Here is a 16286-nt window from a genome sequence, read left to right as displayed (position 1 = left end):
TTTGTTCAACTTCCACCACAACGGGAGGCTTAATCTTGACTAAATTGAAAGTTGGTATCAATGGCTTCGGTAGAATCGGGCGACTCGTGCTTCGCGCTGGCATCGATAATCCCAATATCGAGTTTGTGGGCATTAACGACCTAGTACCACCAGATAACCTCGCTTACCTCTTAAAGTACGACTCAACCCACGGTCAATTAAAGCACAAGGTTGAAGCCAAGGAAGACGGCATCCTCATTGACGGACACTTCATTCCTTGTGTGTCGGTGAGGAATCCAGCAGAGTTACCTTGGGGAAAATTAGGTGCAGATTATGTCGTAGAAGCTACAGGACTCTTCACTGACCACGAAGGAGCCGCAAACCACCTGAAGGCAGGTGCAAAGCGTGTCATAATTTCCGCTCCCACCAAAGATCCAGATAGAGTTACTACCCTGTTAATCGGTGTCAATCATCATCTATTTGACCCCAGCAAAGATATCATTGTCTCCAATGCTAGCTGCACTACAAACTGTCTAGCTCCTATAGCTAAAGTCATCAATGACAACTTTGGGTTAACAGAAGGGTTGATGACCACAGTTCATGCCATGACTGCCACTCAGCCAACTGTAGACGGCCCCAGTAAGAAAGATTGGCGGGGTGGTCGAGGTGCAAGCCAGAATATTATTCCCTCTTCCACAGGCGCAGCTAAAGCCGTAGCACTGGTTTTACCAGAATTGAAGGGCAGGTTAACTGGTATGGCATTACGAGTTCCGACTCCCGATGTTTCTGTAGTTGATTTAACTTTCAAAACTGCCAAAGCCACTAGTTATAAAGAAATCTGTGCTGCCATGAAGGAGGCTGCCGCAGGTTCACTAGCGGGTATTTTGGGCTACACAGATGAAGAAGTAGTTTCCACAGATTTTCAAGGCGATACCCATTCTAGTATCTTCGATGCAGGTGCTGGGATTGAGTTGAATTCCAACTTCTTCAAGGTAATTGCCTGGTATGACAACGAGTGGGGTTACTCGAATCGCGTGATTGACCTGATGTTGTCTATGTCACAAAAGGAAAAACTCGCCCCGACATCTGTTGTATAATTCGTAATTCGTAATTCGTAATTCGTAATTTAATAGGGGTTGATACTCACGAATAATAAACAGCTTGTATGTTGTTAGTCGGGGGTGAAATCACCGTTACAAAACATAATTACGAACTACGAATTGTTTAATGGTCATTGGTGATTAACCTTTGACTTTTGGGATTTGGGTCAAATGGGAAAGATGCCGAAAACAAAACGCAATCTAGTATTTTTATTTAGCAAACCAGTGATATGAAGCAAATGTGATTTTTGGCTCGTAATACTAATTCTTTGAAAGAAGGCTAAAGATTTAAACCCGAAAACCCAAATAAAATCTGAAGTCTCTGAATTACGAATTACGAATTACGAATTACGAATTCACAGGTTACTCCTCAACCCCTAATCCCTATGCGTCGAACCAAAATCATTTGTACTGTTGGGCCGGCTACATCTGCACCCGAAAAGCTGCAAGGCTTGGTAGAAGCTGGAATGAATGTGGCACGGTTGAATTTTTCCCACGGGGCTTATGAATTCCACGCCCAAACTGCTCACTATCTCAGACAAATTAGCACTGAGCAGCAAAAGCCGATCGCAATTATGCAAGACTTGTGTGGCCCCAAGATTCGTTTGGGAATCTTACCACCGGAAGGATTAAATTTAGAAGCTGGTACTGAAGTCACCTTTGTTTTGCAAGAAAAAGGTGAGAGTATCGACGAAATACCTCTACCACTGCCGACTTTGTTCGCAATGGTACGACCAGGTGAACCAATTTTAATTAATGATGGTCGCGTTAAGTTGATTGTTAGCGATCGCGATGCCGATCGCATTCGTGCCCAAGTGAAAACTGGCGGGTTAATTTCTACACATAAAGGAGTAAACCTCCCACAAACTCCTTTACCTGTCAGTTCCATCACCGAAAAAGACTTGCTGGATCTACGCTTTGGAATTCAGTTGGGTGTAGACTGGGTAGCGGTGTCCTTTGTCCAATCGCCACAAGACTTAGAACCCGCAAAGCGCATGATTGAAGCTGCTGGCGCTTCCATCCGCTTAATTGCCAAAATCGAAAGAGCAGAAGCAGTAGAGAATTTTGATTCCATTCTGAAAGTTGCCGACGCGATTATGATTGCTCGTGGCGATTTAGGGGTGGAAGTCCCAATTCACGAAGTACCCCTGATTCAAAAAGATATTATTCGCCGTTGCAATCGGGCTGGCAAACCCGTGATTACAGCCACCCAAATGCTAGAGTCGATGATTAGCGCCCCCGATCCCACTCGCGCTGAAGCAACGGATGTTGCCAACTCAATTTTAGATGGTACGGATGCAGTAATGCTTTCTGGTGAAACAGCTGTCGGACAATATCCCGTAGCCGCAGTTCAGATGATGCACAACATCGCCGTGCGGACAGAACAGGCTCTAGATGAGGGTAGCAGACATGCCTGGTGTCATGAAGCAGGCAGTCTCAGCGTTACCGAATCTGTGGCAGAATCAGTGTGTCGCATCGCTTATGAAACAGGTTCACGGGCAATTCTTTGCAACACTTCATCAGGAAGTACAGCGAGAATGGTATCTAAATATCGGCCAACTTCTCCCATTATTGCCCTCACCTCTGACATCACTACTTATCGCCAACTAGCCCTTTCTTGGGGTGTGGAAGCTTTGCTAATCCCACCAGTCCACAATGCTGAAGAGATGTTTACCAATGTGGTGAACACAGTTGTAGATATGGGTCTAGCGAATAAGGGCGATAAAGTAGTGATTACTTCTGGCGTTCCAATTGGTAAATCGGGCACAACTAGTTTAATCAAAGTGCATTCCATTGGACAGCCAATTTCGGCATAAGGCATCTAGAATAGGGCTGTGGCTCTAGATAGTAAGCAAAATTAGGCAATCATTAAGAAAGATTGCCAGAATCAGAATTGAAGGGACAGTAAAGAGTGTATAGCGGTTCCCATTCAGATGCGGTACAACATTACATCACGAGGTGTAGGGGCACGGCAGTGCCGTGCCCCTACGGGTGTACCTCACGTAAACGAGAACCGCTATAAAGAACTGGGGAATAAGTAAATCCTGTAACATTCATCACGGAGTCTTTTATGTCTAAGAATTTACTAGAACAATTGCGACAAGTGACTGTTGTAGTGGCAGATACAGGGGATATCCAGGCAATTGAAAAGTTCAAACCCCAAGATGCCACCACCAATCCTTCTCTGATTACTGCTGCGGCACAAATGCCAGAATATCAGGGAATTGTCGATCAAACTTTACTGCAAGCGAAGAAAGATGCTGGAGCCGGAGCCACCCAAGCACAGATAGTTTCTCTAGCTTTTGACCGTTTAGCAGTTGCGTTTGGATTAAAGATTTTACAAATTATTCCCGGTCGCGTGTCTACAGAAGTAGATGCTCGCTTGTCTTACGATACCGAAGCTACTCTGACTAAGGCACGGGAATTAATTGCTCAGTATAAAGCTGCTGGAATTGGCCGCGATCGCGTCTTAATTAAAATTGCCACAACTTGGGAAGGCATTCGCGCTGCGGAAATTCTCGAAAAAGAAGGTATTCACTGTAACCTTACCTTGTTGTTTGGTCTTCACCAAGCGATCGCCTGTGCAGAAGCTGGCGTTACCCTAATTTCTCCCTTCGTCGGTCGGATTCTCGACTGGTACAAAAAGGATACCGGACGCGATAGCTACCCAGCAACCGAAGATCCAGGAGTTTTGTCTGTAACCCAAATCTACAACTACTACAAGAAATTCGGCTATAAAACCGAAGTTATGGGAGCTAGCTTCCGTAATCTTGGTGAAATTACTGAACTTGCAGGTAGTGATTTGCTGACAATTTCTCCATCACTTTTGGCTGAGTTGCAGACAACAGTGGGAGAACTGCCACGTAAACTTGACCCTGCCAAGGTAGCAAACTTGTCAATCGAAAAGATATCCATTGACAAAGCTAGCTATGAAAAAATGCACGCTGGCGATCGCATGGCAACTGATAAACTAGATGAGGGCATCAAAGGTTTCACCAAGGCATTAGAAGACCTAGAAAAACTTTTGGCAGACCGACTAGTTCGCCTTGAAGGAGAAGTTGTAGCAAGTCATTAGAACGTAACGATAGTCATTATTTAATGGTTAGTGGTTATTTTAATAACCACTAACCATTAACAATTGGTTTAGGCATCAAGTAAAAATAAGTAGTGCGAACGCGAGAGCGTGTCCGTTGGCGCAGCCTCCCGCAGGGAAGGACAAACATCTTGCTCGCGCGGGCAAGATGCCCGCACTACAAATATTAAATTGTTCAACTTATTTTTACACGACTCCTTAGTTGGATCGGCAATCATCAATACCGTCGTCGGTTATTTTCGTATCGTTCAAAACGCTCCCGTCCTCGGTTATTTTCATATCGTCCAAAACGCTCCCGTCCTCGGTTATTTTCGTATCGTCCAAAACGCTCCCGTCGTCGGTTATTTTCGTATCGTTCAAAACGCTCCTGTCGTCGGATTATCTGCCGCCGTCGGATGAACTCTCGTCTTCTAATCTCTCGGTATCGTTCTGGCCCTCGTTGAGCAATTAAAAGCTCTCCAGTTTTATCTCCAATTAGGTTAGCTTCTGCTACAGCCCTCTGTTCATTGCGAACATTACTTAAAGAAATATCTTTTGCTTCAGCTAATGAGGGCGGATACACAAAGGCACATAGCAATAGTGCTATTGAGGATAACTTCCTAAAACCTTTCATGTTTTTGCTTCCACTAGACTTTCGGTAATAACTTTATTAAAACACTTGAAAGTCCGCAAATCATCGCTTATACGCTTTTTTTAAACTTAATTTGGTATGAAATATTGGATTTAAAATTCATCCTTATGGCTAATTGTAAATTGGCTCGAACTGTGTCACATAAACTAGTAAATTACTTAATACTTAGTCCTACTTCGAGAAAGCTTTGCTACATTACAATAAAGTTTAATTAGATAACAAAACACTAACTCCTGTAGGTTGAATTGATGCCTACATCTAAAATCTATGATAAGACTTATTAGGTTTCGCTATTGCTCAACTCAATCTACAAATGTACAACTTTTTTAACTAAACAAATCGGAAAATAAAGGGATAGCGGTAAGACACATTCGGCTGGTTCAGAACATGAATAATGGCAATAATTGGCATAATAAAACTGACTATGCCCAACACAATCAACAACAAAATACCAATTCCCACAACAATCAACAATGCAAAGATAATTACATAAATATAAAGATTTATGTGAAAATTTAGTGATTCTTTGGCATTATTTTTGATAATCGGGTCATTGCTAATTAACAAAATTGCAATAGGTATGCCAATGGAGATAATCGTAGAGCTAAAAAATATTGCTCCGTGGCTTAGGGCTGATAAAAGCTTGCGTTGCTGAAGGTCTTCCATGCCACAATTCCTCTTTTAGAGATTCAAGTAGTGACTATTTAGTACGATCTGATATTAGGCATCAAGTAAAAATAAGTAGTGCGTGCATCTTAACTGGCGCGGGCAAGATGCCCGCACTACAAATATTAAATTGTTCAACTTATTTTTACACGACTCCTTAGCGTTAATTAATCAATCTCTGCACAAACCATCCTAAGATACTCAATGCTAGCAACAAAGGTGTTAAGCAATCACCCCAACGCACATATAAAGTTTGTGTCTGTCGCCGATAAATTGTTTCAGCATGAGTTTCATAAGTATTATATCCAGACATCCACAAGGTTCTACCGTGAGGATCTACAAAGGCTGAATATCCGGTATTAGTTGCCCGTGCTGACCATCGATCGGTTTCAATTGCCCGCATGATATCCTGTGCATGGTGTTGGAATGGCATCGATGCAGTGTAATGGGCATCATTAGAAGAACTGAGGATAAATTGCCCACCCGCAGCAGCTTGACGGCGAAATTGTTCAGGAAAAGCAGATTCATAACATATACTAGCGATCGCGCGACCAAATGGAGTGTCAAATATCTGATTTGCTGAACCCGGAACTTGGTGTGCATCCAAAGGCGACAACCGTTGAACTATTCCGCCTAAAATTCCTTCAAAGGGAATATATTCTCCCAAAGGTACTAGCTTTGACTTATCATAGCGGCTGACAATTTCCCCCTTGCTGTTGAAAGTAAACAAGCTAATTGTATAACTGTCTCCCCGTTCGCCAAAAGCGCCAATCCAAGCAACCACACCTTTTTCCTTCACTGCTGCGACTAAGGCAGTTTGCATCAAGTTACGCTGGAAAATTGGTAAGGCTCCTTCTGGAGTGAGAATTGCATCTACACCTTGGTCTGCTAAAGTTAGATATCCATTGGTGTAATTTTCTTGAGCGCGACGAAACCCTTCGGAACTTCGTAAAAGTCGGTTCGGGATATTACCCTGAACAATCCCCACTTTTAAGGCTGCTTCTGGGGGTTGGGCAATGGGACGACTGTATAAGATAAAACCAATCAAGTGTAGGGTAATTAATAATCCTGTGGCGATTACGAAGTATTTATTAACGAACCGCAGAGGCGCAGAGAACACAGAGGAAATTCTCTCTGCGCCCTTTGCATCTCTGTGGTTCATCCATCCTTCAGCAATTAACCCATTCACAGCAACTATTGCTGCTGTCACAGTATTAGGCCCAGAGAGTTGACCCAAATGGACAATTACGAGATTGTGCGGACTTTGTGTGTAAGCAAGAGAACTCCACCACAGAGGCCCCGCACTCCACAGACTCTCTAATCCACACCAGACGGCTGTACCAATAAGTACACGCAACCACGGTTTTTGTCCAACCAGGCGAACCATCACAGCCGCCCAAATAGTCAGGAACACCCCTCCCAAGACACTGATAAATCCCCAACAAAAAAGTGTGATTGCCAAACTCGGCAACCAAGGAACACCCAACCATGTCATGGGGTGAATTCCGGTAATCCAGAATAGGGCGACACCGTGAAAACCAATACCCCAGAGGAAAGCTGGGGGAGCAGGGGAAGATAAGGGAGCAGGGGGGGATTGGTTTTTGCGTTTGGTTGAAGTGACAACTAGCACCCATAAAGGAACTAGGGCAATCCAAGCTAAAAACCATGCACCCACTGGGGCTACAGTTAGCCCCATTAAAATGCCGCTAGCTAAGGCAATTAACCAAGGAAGTAAAGAGATAAACCTCTCCCCCTGTTTCCCCTGCTCCCCCTGCTTCTTACTCTGCTTCTTCTGCATCGGCAGCATCAGGTGGAACTATTGCCACTCCGGTAATAGCATCATCTTCATCTAAGCGCTGCACTCTGACTCCAGTTGCCGATCGCGATTGGATAGAAATCGCATTTACCGCTTGACGAATGATAATACCGCGATTTGTCACCATCATGATTTCATCATCATCATTATTGACAATGCGTAAGGTTGCCAGCTTGTCTTTAGTTTTGCGGTTTTTGAACTTGGTTGCCATTAAACCCTGACCAGCACGATTTTGCAGGCGGAATTGGGCAACTGGTACGCGCTTACCATATCCTCCCATTGTAATTACCAACACCCAAGGGCCAACAATGCCACTGCTAGGCACTTCTGCGGACTCTTCATTAGTTTCGGTAATTTCGATATCTTCTGTTTCGATTGCTTCGATTGTTTCGGTTGTTTCAATTATTTCAATTGTTTCGATATCTTCTGTTTCGGCTTCTGTAACTATATCCAAAGTTTCCAGAATTGCTGCGGGCAGAATATCCATACCCACCAGTTCATCTTTATTTTTGAGTTTCATGGCTTTCACCCCACGAGTTGCCCTACTTAAAGGACGCAGTTGTTCGTGGTTACACCGGAAGTTAATCGCCATGCCGTTACGAGAACCAATGATTACGCTATCCTCGACTCTGGCACGTCGCACCCAGCGCAGTTGGTCGCCTTCTTCTAAGGAAATGGCAATCAAACCATTGGCGCGAATGTGACTAAAGGCTGCCAATTCGGTTTTCTTGATATTGCCGCCCTTAGTGAGCATGACCAGATATTCTTCGTTGCTAAACTCGTCAACAGGGACAATTGAGGTGATTTTTTCCTCTTTCGGAATGGGTAGCATCTGGACAATTGGTGTCCCGCGACTGGTACGCGAACTCGCTGGAATTTGATAAGCTCTCAGGCAATAAACAACACCACGCTCACTAAAGAATAAAATACTATCGTGATCGCAGCAAGTCAAGAAATGCTCAATGGTATCATCATCTTTTACCTTGGCTGCGGCTTTACCTCTGGTTGCACGGCTTTGCGCTTCAAAGGTGTTAACTGGCATCCGTTTGATGTAACCTTGCTCTGTAACTAAAATTATTGCTTTCTCATTGGCAATTAGGTCGCGATCGTCTAATTCCCCTTCCCCTGGTAAAATCACCGTGCGGCGGGGTGTGGCAAAGTTAGTTTTTAATTGCGCGACTTCGGTTTCAATGATTTCTAGCACTCTCTCCCGGCGTGCCAAAATATCTTGCAAGTCGATAATTTTCGCTTGTAATTCCTCGTGTTCCAAACGGATTTTGTCTGCTTCTAAGGCAGTCAACCGCCGCAATTGCATCTGCAAAATTGCATCTGCTTGCACTTCCGATAGTCCGTAAGTTGTGATTAACTCACCTTTGGCTGTGGGTGCATCGGGTGCATGGCGAATCAAGACAATAATTGGATCTAACTGGGCTAGGGCAATCAATAACCCTTGCAGGAGATGATCGCGTTCTTCAGCTTTCCGCAGTTCGTAACGGGTGCGTCTAGCAATAGATTCGATGCGGAAATCTAAGAAGACGGTTAAAAACTGTTTGAGGGTGAGTACCTGGGGTTCGCTATTTACTAACGCCAGCATATTCGCCCCAAAGTTGGCTTGCAGTGGCGTTTGTTTGTAGAGGTTGTTGAGAACGACGCGAGGATAAGCATCACGCTTAAGTTCGATGACAACTCGCATCCCGTCGCGATCGCTTTCATCCCGGATATCTGCAATGCCCTCTAGCCGCTTCTCGTTCACCATTTCAGCGATTTTTTCAATCAGCGCCGCTTTATTGGTTTGATAGGGCAATTCGGTGATGATAATTGCTTCTCTATCTGGCCGTCCCCGTTGTTCAACGGTTTCAATGTTGGCAACACCACGCATGGTAATGGAACCGCGCCCGGTAGTGTAAGCTTCTCGAATGGCAGATGTTCCTAAAATTTGCGCCCCAGTCGGAAAGTCTGGGCCGTGGACATACTGCATTAATTCGAGATCGGTGATTTCGGGATTGTGGATTACAGCCACCAAAGCATCAATCAATTCGCCCAAATTGTGGGGCGGAATGTTGGTTGCCATGCCCACAGCAATCCCAGAGGAACCGTTGAGCAACAATTGGGGAATCCGTGCGGGTAAGACTGTGGGTTCTTGCTGCGAACCGTCGAAGTTATCGGCAAAGTCTACAGTTTCATACTCGATGTCGTGCAGTAAACCAGCGCTAGTTAAAGCTTGTAAGCGACATTCTGTGTATCGCATGGCGGCTGGTGGATCGTTGTCTACCGAACCGAAGTTACCATGTCCGTTAACTAGGGGCGATCGCATGGAGAAATCCTGCGCCATCCGCACCAAGGCATCATATACTGCCGTGTCGCCGTGGGGGTGATATTTACCCAACACTTCCCCCACTACACGGGCACATTTCTTAAAGGGGCGATCGTGAAGTAGACCTAGCTCGTGCATTGCGTAGAGAATGCGACGATGCACAGGTTTTAGACCATCCCTGGCATCTGGCAACGCCCGACCCACTATCACGCTCATGGCGTATTCCAGATAAGACTGCGACATTTCGGTTCGCAAGTCTATCGGGATAATCCTCTCCTGTGAGGTTGTCATAACCTAAAAATCTCCAAAAATCGTAGATTTTAGCTTTTTTACTCGGCAAAGCGCAAAATTATGCTAAATTGCTCTTGAATAATTGCCATAATTTGATACAATCCTAGCATATTATTGCCTTCTTTTGTCTGGTCAGCTAATCCAAATATCTAGTAAAAAAAGATATAATAACTCACATCTGAAAAGCTTTTAGCTATTTAACAAGAGCAGTAGAATAAAAGGTTGCTCAGTGCGAATTTGTTGAACTTGAAATCTGACAGGATAAATTTAAGAAAATAATCTAACATTTGCTTTATAAGCTATTGTTCTGATAATCCTTCTTTAACATATTTGTCGCTGAATAATGGATTAAAAATGCAGGTATAATTGATAGTTTATATTTGATAAATAGCAGAATTCGAGAAAGCCTTCCAAGATGTAATTAAAGGAAAACTCGCAAAAATTTAGTATTCAGAATCAACAAGATATTTTCACGTAAAGGAGAGGAAATTTTGGCAGCAGTCCGAGTCCGCCAGCATGTTAATCCACTTGCTAAAAAGTATCAAACAGCAGCAAGTCCCCTTGAATGGGAAAAAATTTATGCAAAGCCAAATCAACCACTACATTTAGATATTGGCTGCGCGAAAGGACAGTTTTTGTTAAATATGGCCAAAATAGAACCTAATTGGAATTATCTAGGTTTAGAAATTCGTGAACCTCTGGTGGTGGAAGCGGATAAGTTACGTTTTGAGTTGGGTTTCACAAACCTGCATTACTTATTTTGCAATGTGAATAATTCACTCGACTCACTTTTATCTTCCCTCCCTCTAGGAAGTTTACAGCGCGTTACAATTCAATTTCCCGATCCTTGGTTTAAAACCCGCCATGCTAAACGCCGTGTAGTGCAACCAGAATTAGTGGCAGAGTTAGCTACTTATCTGGCGGTTGGTGGGGTTGTGTTTGTGCAATCAGATATGGAATTTATCGCGGTGGAAATGCGCGATCGCTTCGCTGCTAACCCAGCTTATCAGAAAGTTGGTGCAGGAGAATGGTTAGCAGAAAATCCACTACCAGTCCCCACAGAACGGGAAATAGGCACGCAAAAAAAGGGTGAACCTGTTTATCGGGTTTTGTTTGAAAGGGTAATAACTAGAGATTATGTAGGTAGGCGTAATTAAATATAAGATCAAACCTCACCCTCAATCCCTCTCCTTACTAAGGAGAGGGAAGCCAGAGGCAGGGTGAGGTTTTATATTTAATTTGATCCACTTACTTAGAGATATCAATAACCGAATACTAAATAGGAGTTATAAGAATTCTTCCCCATGCCCCTTTAAATCCAAGAGTTAAACCACATTCGCATTTTATAACCGTCAGGGGAAAGGGGTAAACCCAAATAAATAGGCATCCAGAAAATAAAAGCAGCCAGAATGATAAAAGTAATGGTGACACCTAAAACCCGGAGTTGTTGATAATAACTGCGAAGACACTGATCGACAAACCAAGCGATCGCTAAAAATACAAATACTACTGCACACATATAGTGGTAGATGAAAACGCACCTCGTCACTTCCACCCAAGGTGCTAAGTTAGCAGCATAATTGATAACTAAATACAATCCAATCCAAGTATCAACACTAAGGATTGCAGGCACAGAAAAACGCTTTTCCTTCACCCAAGGCATTACGATTTGTGCGACTAACATTCCTGCTAAAAATAATATGGCAGCAACACCAAACCACCACAAAAATGGATTACCCATTGCATGGACATCATAAATAACTTTTCCAGCACCAGCAGGCAAAGGTGGCCCCATTACAGGTAATGGTTCGGTGATACTTTCAGCCGTTTGATAATAATATGCCATTGGTCGAGTCATCAAAGGCCATTTGTACCAGGCAGCACAATAAGGATGCACGTTCGGACTATTACCACCTAGTTGTAAATGAAATTTCAAAATTTGCCGATGTACTTCTATAAATCCATAAGTTTTATCTAGTTGAAGGTGGGGAATCCAGATGATGCTGTAGATAGAAGCTGGGATAATTCCTAGATAAAATAACATCTGGAAAATATTTATTTGAGTCAAATTTTGTAGTGGTGTCTGAGATGATAGAGATGGTGTAGAGGGAGAAGAACAAGTACTAATTCCTGTCTCCTGCCTCCTGCCTTCTACCTCTTGTCCCCCCTCCCCTGTTGACGTTCCCAGACTCGCTAACGCTGCGCTATCCTGCCTCCTGCCTCCTGCCTCATTAAATAAAGGGGATGTAAAAAAGAGTTTGGGGTTAGGAAAAGAATGTATTCCCTGAATTACCCAAGCTACTATCCAAATAAGATAAGCACCTGATAGGAACCATAAACCGTTCCACTTAGTACCCACTGATGCACCAAAAGCAATGCCAGCAAAAACTAACCAAAATGAACGTCGCCGATTTTGGTTATCTAATGCCAATAATAAAAACCAATGCCCTAATAAACCAAAGATAACGATATAAATATTACTTAAAGCATAGCGAGATTCAACGAGAAAGATGCCATCACAAGCTGTAAACAAACCTGCTATGATTGCAAAGCTACGGCGATAACTCAACTGATAAGCGATCGCAGCCACAACTAAAGGAATAAATGAGCCTGTGAGGGCATTTAACCACCGATAAGTCCAGGGCGATCGCATTGAACCCGTCAACCCATTTACTGTATCGTGCCAAAAAGGAATGTGACTGCCAATCCAAATGCCGATGCCGATCATATATTGACTTAGCGGCGGATGAGCATTAAAAAATGGCGTATGTGTGAGATAATTATTACCAAATTTGGCAAAGTAAACTTCATCAAATACCAGAGTGTTGAATCGCTCCAGTCCCCAAAACCGTAAGGCGAGTGAGAGGATAAATATACCCAACATCCCAATTCGGAACCATTTTTTAGTCATTAGTCATTAGTCATTAGTCATTGGGCATTGGGCATTGGGCATTGGGCATTGGACATTGGGCATTGGTTAATATCCCCCTGTTCCTTATTCCCATTACACAAACAAAATATGGCGATCGCTATATTACAGGCAGCGATCCAGAAGTTCAACTATTGTTGGTTATGCGATCGCAAATTCTGAATCTTCCCGCAGTTCTTCAGACCGGAATCCCAACACAATCCGATCCTTTGGTACACCAGCGCTCACCAGTTCCGTTGCTACCCCATCTTCAGTACCATCACGTTGAATCCAAATTTTGCCATCAATAATATCAATGTGAATCAGACAGCCATGAACGCGTCGAGTCACAGTAGGAGACAAATCATAGGCTGGTTCTCTTCCCAAAATCATCAAGAGATAGCGGTCTTGTTCGTTGTCGAAAATTGTCTCAAATTGAATATTGCCAGCACTGAAGGGGATTTTTGTATGTTCAATCAGAATATTCCGAATCAACTGCCTGTATTTCTCCAAGGTATCCATCTAAAAATAACCTCTTGCTCTAGCTGAAATAGAACAATATGAACTTTGTAATCTTCTACTAAAAGTTTAGCAATTGGCTCATCAAAGATATCGGCGTATACTTCGTCACGAACGGCGAGATAGAGGACACGATCGGGATTAGTTCTAGTCATCACAGAGCGGTATGCAAGGTACTGTCCCAATGCGTGTTCAAGAGCGGTCATGTCCGATACGCTTCGAAACGTTTTAATCTCAACGGCTATCTGCTGTCCTTCCTTTTCAGCAGCAATCAATTTCTCTGCACCCAGGTCAACATACATATCCCTTTTTCCCCACTTCAGATGAAACGGATCGTCGGTAATCGTCCAGCCATCTTTGATGAGGGCATTTTTAACATTCTCGTGGTAACGGTCTCTAGCTGGCATAAATTACTCCAATTACGAATTATTACCCTCAGCTTTTGCCACTTCCAGCATTGTCTTTAAAACCGAATCTGGATTCAGACTAATTGAGTCAATTCCTTGTTCAACTAAAAACTGAGCAAATTCTGGATAGTCGCTGGGTGCTTGTCCACAAATGCCGATTTTGCGATCGCATTTTTTCGCCGCTTCTATGGCCATTTTTACCATTCGCTTGACAGCTGGACTACGTTCATCAAACAATCGCGCTACCAACGCCGAATCCCTATCTATCCCTAGTGTCAGTTGAGTTAAATCATTTGAACCAATGGAGAAACCATCAAATACCTCGGCAAATTCCTCAGCCAGAATAACATTACTGGGTAACTCACACATCACATAAACCTGCAAGCCGTTAACACCTTGCTTTAAACCATTTTTCGCCATTTCTGCCAAAACCAACCGCCCTTCATCAGGAGTACGACAAAAGGGAATCATCGGAATAACATTCGTTAAACCCATCTCTTCCCGTACCCGTTTGAGGGCATGACATTCTAAAGCAAAAGCTTCTCTGTAGCCTTCATCATAGTAACGTGCTGCTCCTCGCCAACCCAGCATTGGGTTTTCTTCATGGGGTTCAAACTGTCGCCCACCTAACAAATTCGCATATTCATTACTTTTGAAATCTGACATTCGCACAATCACTGGTTTAGGATAAAATGCTGCGGCAATTCTACCAATGCCTTGAGCTAATTTATCTACAAAATATTGGGGTTTGTCATTATAAAGCGAGGTAATTTCAGCAATTTTAGCTTTTGCAAATTCATCTTTTAATAATTCATAATGAATCAACGCCATTGGATGAATTTGAATTTGGTTAGCAATGATAAATTCTGTCCGTGCTAAACCTACGCCATCATTAGGAATTGCCGATAAACTTAATGCTTCTTGGGGATTACCCACATTCATTAAAATTTGAGTATGGGTGCGCGGTAAGTTTTCTAAAGGAACTTCTTCGACTTCAAAAGGTAATAAACCTGCATAAACTTTTCCCTCTTCTCCTTCGGCGCAAGAAATTGTCACCTCTTGACCAGGTTTCAAAATTTCTGTAGCATTGCCGCATCCCACGATCGCAGGTACACCCAATTCTCGCGCAATAATCGCGGCATGGCATGTTCTACCACCAGAGTTGGTGACAATTGCACTGGCGCGTTTCATAATTGGTTCCCAATCGGGGTCAGTTCTTTCTGTCACCAAAATTTCCCCAGGTTGAAACTGTTCGAGTTTCTGAACATCTAAAATTAGGCGGGCTTTCCCTTGACTAATCGCTTCTCCAATTGCACTTCCCGTAACCAAGGGAATTGGCGATTGAGAATCGGTGAGTGAAGAGTTAGGAGATTTTTCCCCATTCCCTATTCCCCATTCCCGATTCCCCAATACCAACCGATAACTCCGCAGCACATTTCCTGTCTTCTGCGACTGGACGGTTTCGGGACGCGCTTGCACAATAAAAAGTTGGTTAGTAATTCCATCTTTTGCCCACTCAACATCCATCGGAGTCAAAATGCCGTGGACTTGAGAATAATGATCTTCAATTAAACACGCCCAAGTTCCTAGTTGTAAAATCTCTTCATCACTCAGGGCAAATTTGCCTCTGTCGCTGGGCGAAACAGACACATTTTTCGTAAATTTGGAACCGTCATCATAAATCATTTTCAGTTCTTTACTACCCAATTTTTTATCAATAATTGGGCGGAAACCAGCTTTTAAAGTTGGTTTAAAAACATAATATTCATCGGGATTTACAGAACCTTGGACAACGTTTTCACCTAAACCGTAGGCGGCTGTAATCAGTGCTGCATCCTTAAAGCCTGTTTCTGTGTCAATGGAAAACATCACCCCAGAGGTTGCTAAGTCAGAGCGCACCATTTTTTGCACACCAACGGCAAGGGCAATGCTAAAGTGGTCAAATCCCTTAGTGTGGCGATAAGAAATGGCGCGATCGGTAAATATGGAAGCAAAGCATTTGTGACAAGCTGCTAAAACTCCTTCCACACCGACAACATTGAGATAAGTTTCCTGCTGTCCGGCAAAACTAGCATCGGGTAAGTCTTCGGCGGTGGCGCTAGAACGGACTGCCACATCTGTCTCTACATGGTATTGTTTGCAAAGACTTTGGTAGGCTGTGGCGATCGCCTCTCGCAATTCTACAGAAAATGGAGTGTGGATTAATAGCGATCGCGCTTTTTTCCCCCTTTCGCGTAAATTTTTGACATCTTCAACATCCAAGTCGGCAAAGAGTTTGCGTAGCTTTGCTTCTAAACCTGCTGATTTGATGAAATGACGATAGGCGTAAGCAGTGGTGGCGAATCCGTTAGGAACGTTAATCCCTTTCGGCGTTAGCTGTTGAATCATTTCCCCCAGTGAGGCATTTTTACCACCAACTAACGGAATATCAGCAATGCCAACTTCATCAAACCACAAGATGAGCGATCGCTCTTGAGCAGATGGAGATAAAGTACTTTTAGATACTGTAGTCATAATTACCTTTTAAATTTATACTCAATTTGTAAGTGGTTAACTTAGTA

Annotated in this window: 12 protein-coding genes; 4 read left to right on the top strand and 8 right to left on the bottom strand. The window is 43.4% G+C overall.

All coding sequences use genetic code 11. From position 1 onward, the window contains the following. Positions 1-35 precede the first annotated feature (35 nt). The 3 genes from gap to CDG79_RS04690 all read left to right on the top strand — a co-directional run bounded on the left by gap (position 36) and on the right by CDG79_RS04690 (position 4155). Positions 36-1076: a type I glyceraldehyde-3-phosphate dehydrogenase gene (gene gap, locus CDG79_RS04700; protein WP_094341095.1), complete on the top strand. Its 1041-nt coding sequence runs from the start codon at positions 36-38 to the stop codon at positions 1074-1076. 389 nt (positions 1077-1465) lie between these two features. Further along, positions 1466-2896, top strand: a complete 1431-nt coding sequence (gene pyk, locus CDG79_RS04695; RefSeq protein WP_094341094.1) for a pyruvate kinase — start codon at positions 1466-1468, stop codon at positions 2894-2896. Between the two features lie 254 nt (positions 2897-3150). Continuing rightward, positions 3151-4155: a transaldolase gene (locus CDG79_RS04690; RefSeq protein ID WP_094341093.1), complete on the top strand. Its 1005-nt coding sequence runs from the start codon at positions 3151-3153 to the stop codon at positions 4153-4155. Between the two features lie 235 nt (positions 4156-4390). Here CDG79_RS04690 and CDG79_RS04685 read toward each other — a convergent pair whose 3' ends face one another. The 4 genes from CDG79_RS04685 to gyrA form a co-directional block, all read right to left on the bottom strand. Then, the gene (locus tag CDG79_RS04685; protein ID WP_094341092.1) at positions 4391-4786 is read right to left on the bottom strand and encodes a hypothetical protein; all 396 of its coding nucleotides are present in this window, start codon (positions 4784-4786) and stop codon (positions 4391-4393) included. A gap of 348 nt (positions 4787-5134) precedes the next feature. Then, entirely contained in the window at positions 5135-5470 is a 336-nt protein-coding gene (locus tag CDG79_RS04680) for a DUF4870 domain-containing protein (protein ID WP_094341091.1), read from the bottom strand. Positions 5471-5633: 163 nt separating this feature from the next. Further along, positions 5634-7268 carry an apolipoprotein N-acyltransferase gene (lnt, locus tag CDG79_RS04675; RefSeq protein ID WP_094341090.1) on the bottom strand — a complete coding sequence of 545 codons (1635 nt, stop codon included), beginning with the start codon at positions 7266-7268 and terminating at the stop codon, positions 5634-5636. After that, on the bottom strand, positions 7249-9891 hold the full coding sequence (gene gyrA, locus CDG79_RS04670) for a DNA topoisomerase (ATP-hydrolyzing) subunit A (protein ID WP_094341089.1): 2643 nt from the start codon (positions 9889-9891) through the stop codon (positions 7249-7251). Before gyrA ends, lnt begins: the two co-directional genes overlap by 20 nt. Before the next feature lie 491 nt (positions 9892-10382). On the opposite strand from gyrA, the gene trmB reads away from it, so the two are divergent. Continuing rightward, positions 10383-11048: a tRNA (guanosine(46)-N7)-methyltransferase TrmB gene (gene trmB, locus CDG79_RS04665; protein WP_094341088.1), complete on the top strand. Its 666-nt coding sequence runs from the start codon at positions 10383-10385 to the stop codon at positions 11046-11048. 155 nt (positions 11049-11203) lie between these two features. Here trmB and CDG79_RS04660 read toward each other — a convergent pair whose 3' ends face one another. From CDG79_RS04660 to ppsA, 4 genes are all read right to left on the bottom strand, one after another. After that, the gene (locus CDG79_RS04660) at positions 11204-12802 is read right to left on the bottom strand and encodes a dolichyl-phosphate-mannose--protein mannosyltransferase (protein ID WP_094341087.1); all 1599 of its coding nucleotides are present in this window, start codon (positions 12800-12802) and stop codon (positions 11204-11206) included. Positions 12803-12961: 159 nt separating this feature from the next. After that, on the bottom strand, positions 12962-13321 hold the full coding sequence (locus tag CDG79_RS04655) for a XisI protein (RefSeq protein ID WP_094341086.1): 360 nt from the start codon (positions 13319-13321) through the stop codon (positions 12962-12964). Next, a complete protein-coding gene (locus tag CDG79_RS04650) occupies positions 13291-13725 on the bottom strand; it encodes an element excision factor XisH family protein (protein WP_094341085.1) in 435 nt (144 codons plus the stop codon). The genes CDG79_RS04655 and CDG79_RS04650 overlap by 31 nt, the downstream gene beginning before the upstream one ends. A 12-nt stretch (positions 13726-13737) precedes the next feature. Next, entirely contained in the window at positions 13738-16239 is a 2502-nt protein-coding gene (gene ppsA / locus CDG79_RS04645) for a phosphoenolpyruvate synthase (protein ID WP_094341084.1), read from the bottom strand. Positions 16240-16286: the final 47 nt, after the last annotated feature.

The organism is Nostoc sp. 'Peltigera membranacea cyanobiont' 232, from assembly GCF_002245985.1.
Taxonomy (GTDB): Bacteria; Cyanobacteriota; Cyanobacteriia; order Cyanobacteriales; family Nostocaceae; genus Nostoc.
The sequence above is the reverse complement of the archived record's forward strand: the minus strand, read 5'-3'. Positions and strand labels throughout refer to the sequence as shown.

What these genes read in the sequence shown, in the direction of transcription:
- CDG79_RS04655 (WP_094341086.1), bottom strand. Translation starts at nt 13,321, where the DNA reads ATGGATACCTTGGAGAAATACAGGCAGTTGATTCGGAATATTCTGATT.
- CDG79_RS04690 (WP_094341093.1), top strand. Translation starts at nt 3,151, where the DNA reads ATGTCTAAGAATTTACTAGAACAATTGCGACAAGTGACTGTTGTAGTG.
- CDG79_RS04650 (WP_094341085.1), bottom strand. Translation starts at nt 13,725, where the DNA reads ATGCCAGCTAGAGACCGTTACCACGAGAATGTTAAAAATGCCCTCATC.
- ppsA (WP_094341084.1), bottom strand. Translation starts at nt 16,239, where the DNA reads ATGACTACAGTATCTAAAAGTACTTTATCTCCATCTGCTCAAGAGCGA.
- lnt (WP_094341090.1), bottom strand. Translation starts at nt 7,268, where the DNA reads ATGCAGAAGAAGCAGAGTAAGAAGCAGGGGGAGCAGGGGAAACAGGGG.
- gyrA (WP_094341089.1), bottom strand. Translation starts at nt 9,891, where the DNA reads ATGACAACCTCACAGGAGAGGATTATCCCGATAGACTTGCGAACCGAA.
- pyk (WP_094341094.1), top strand. Translation starts at nt 1,466, where the DNA reads ATGCGTCGAACCAAAATCATTTGTACTGTTGGGCCGGCTACATCTGCA.
- CDG79_RS04660 (WP_094341087.1), bottom strand. Translation starts at nt 12,802, where the DNA reads ATGACTAAAAAATGGTTCCGAATTGGGATGTTGGGTATATTTATCCTC.
- CDG79_RS04680 (WP_094341091.1), bottom strand. Translation starts at nt 5,470, where the DNA reads ATGGAAGACCTTCAGCAACGCAAGCTTTTATCAGCCCTAAGCCACGGA.
- CDG79_RS04685 (WP_094341092.1), bottom strand. Translation starts at nt 4,786, where the DNA reads ATGAAAGGTTTTAGGAAGTTATCCTCAATAGCACTATTGCTATGTGCC.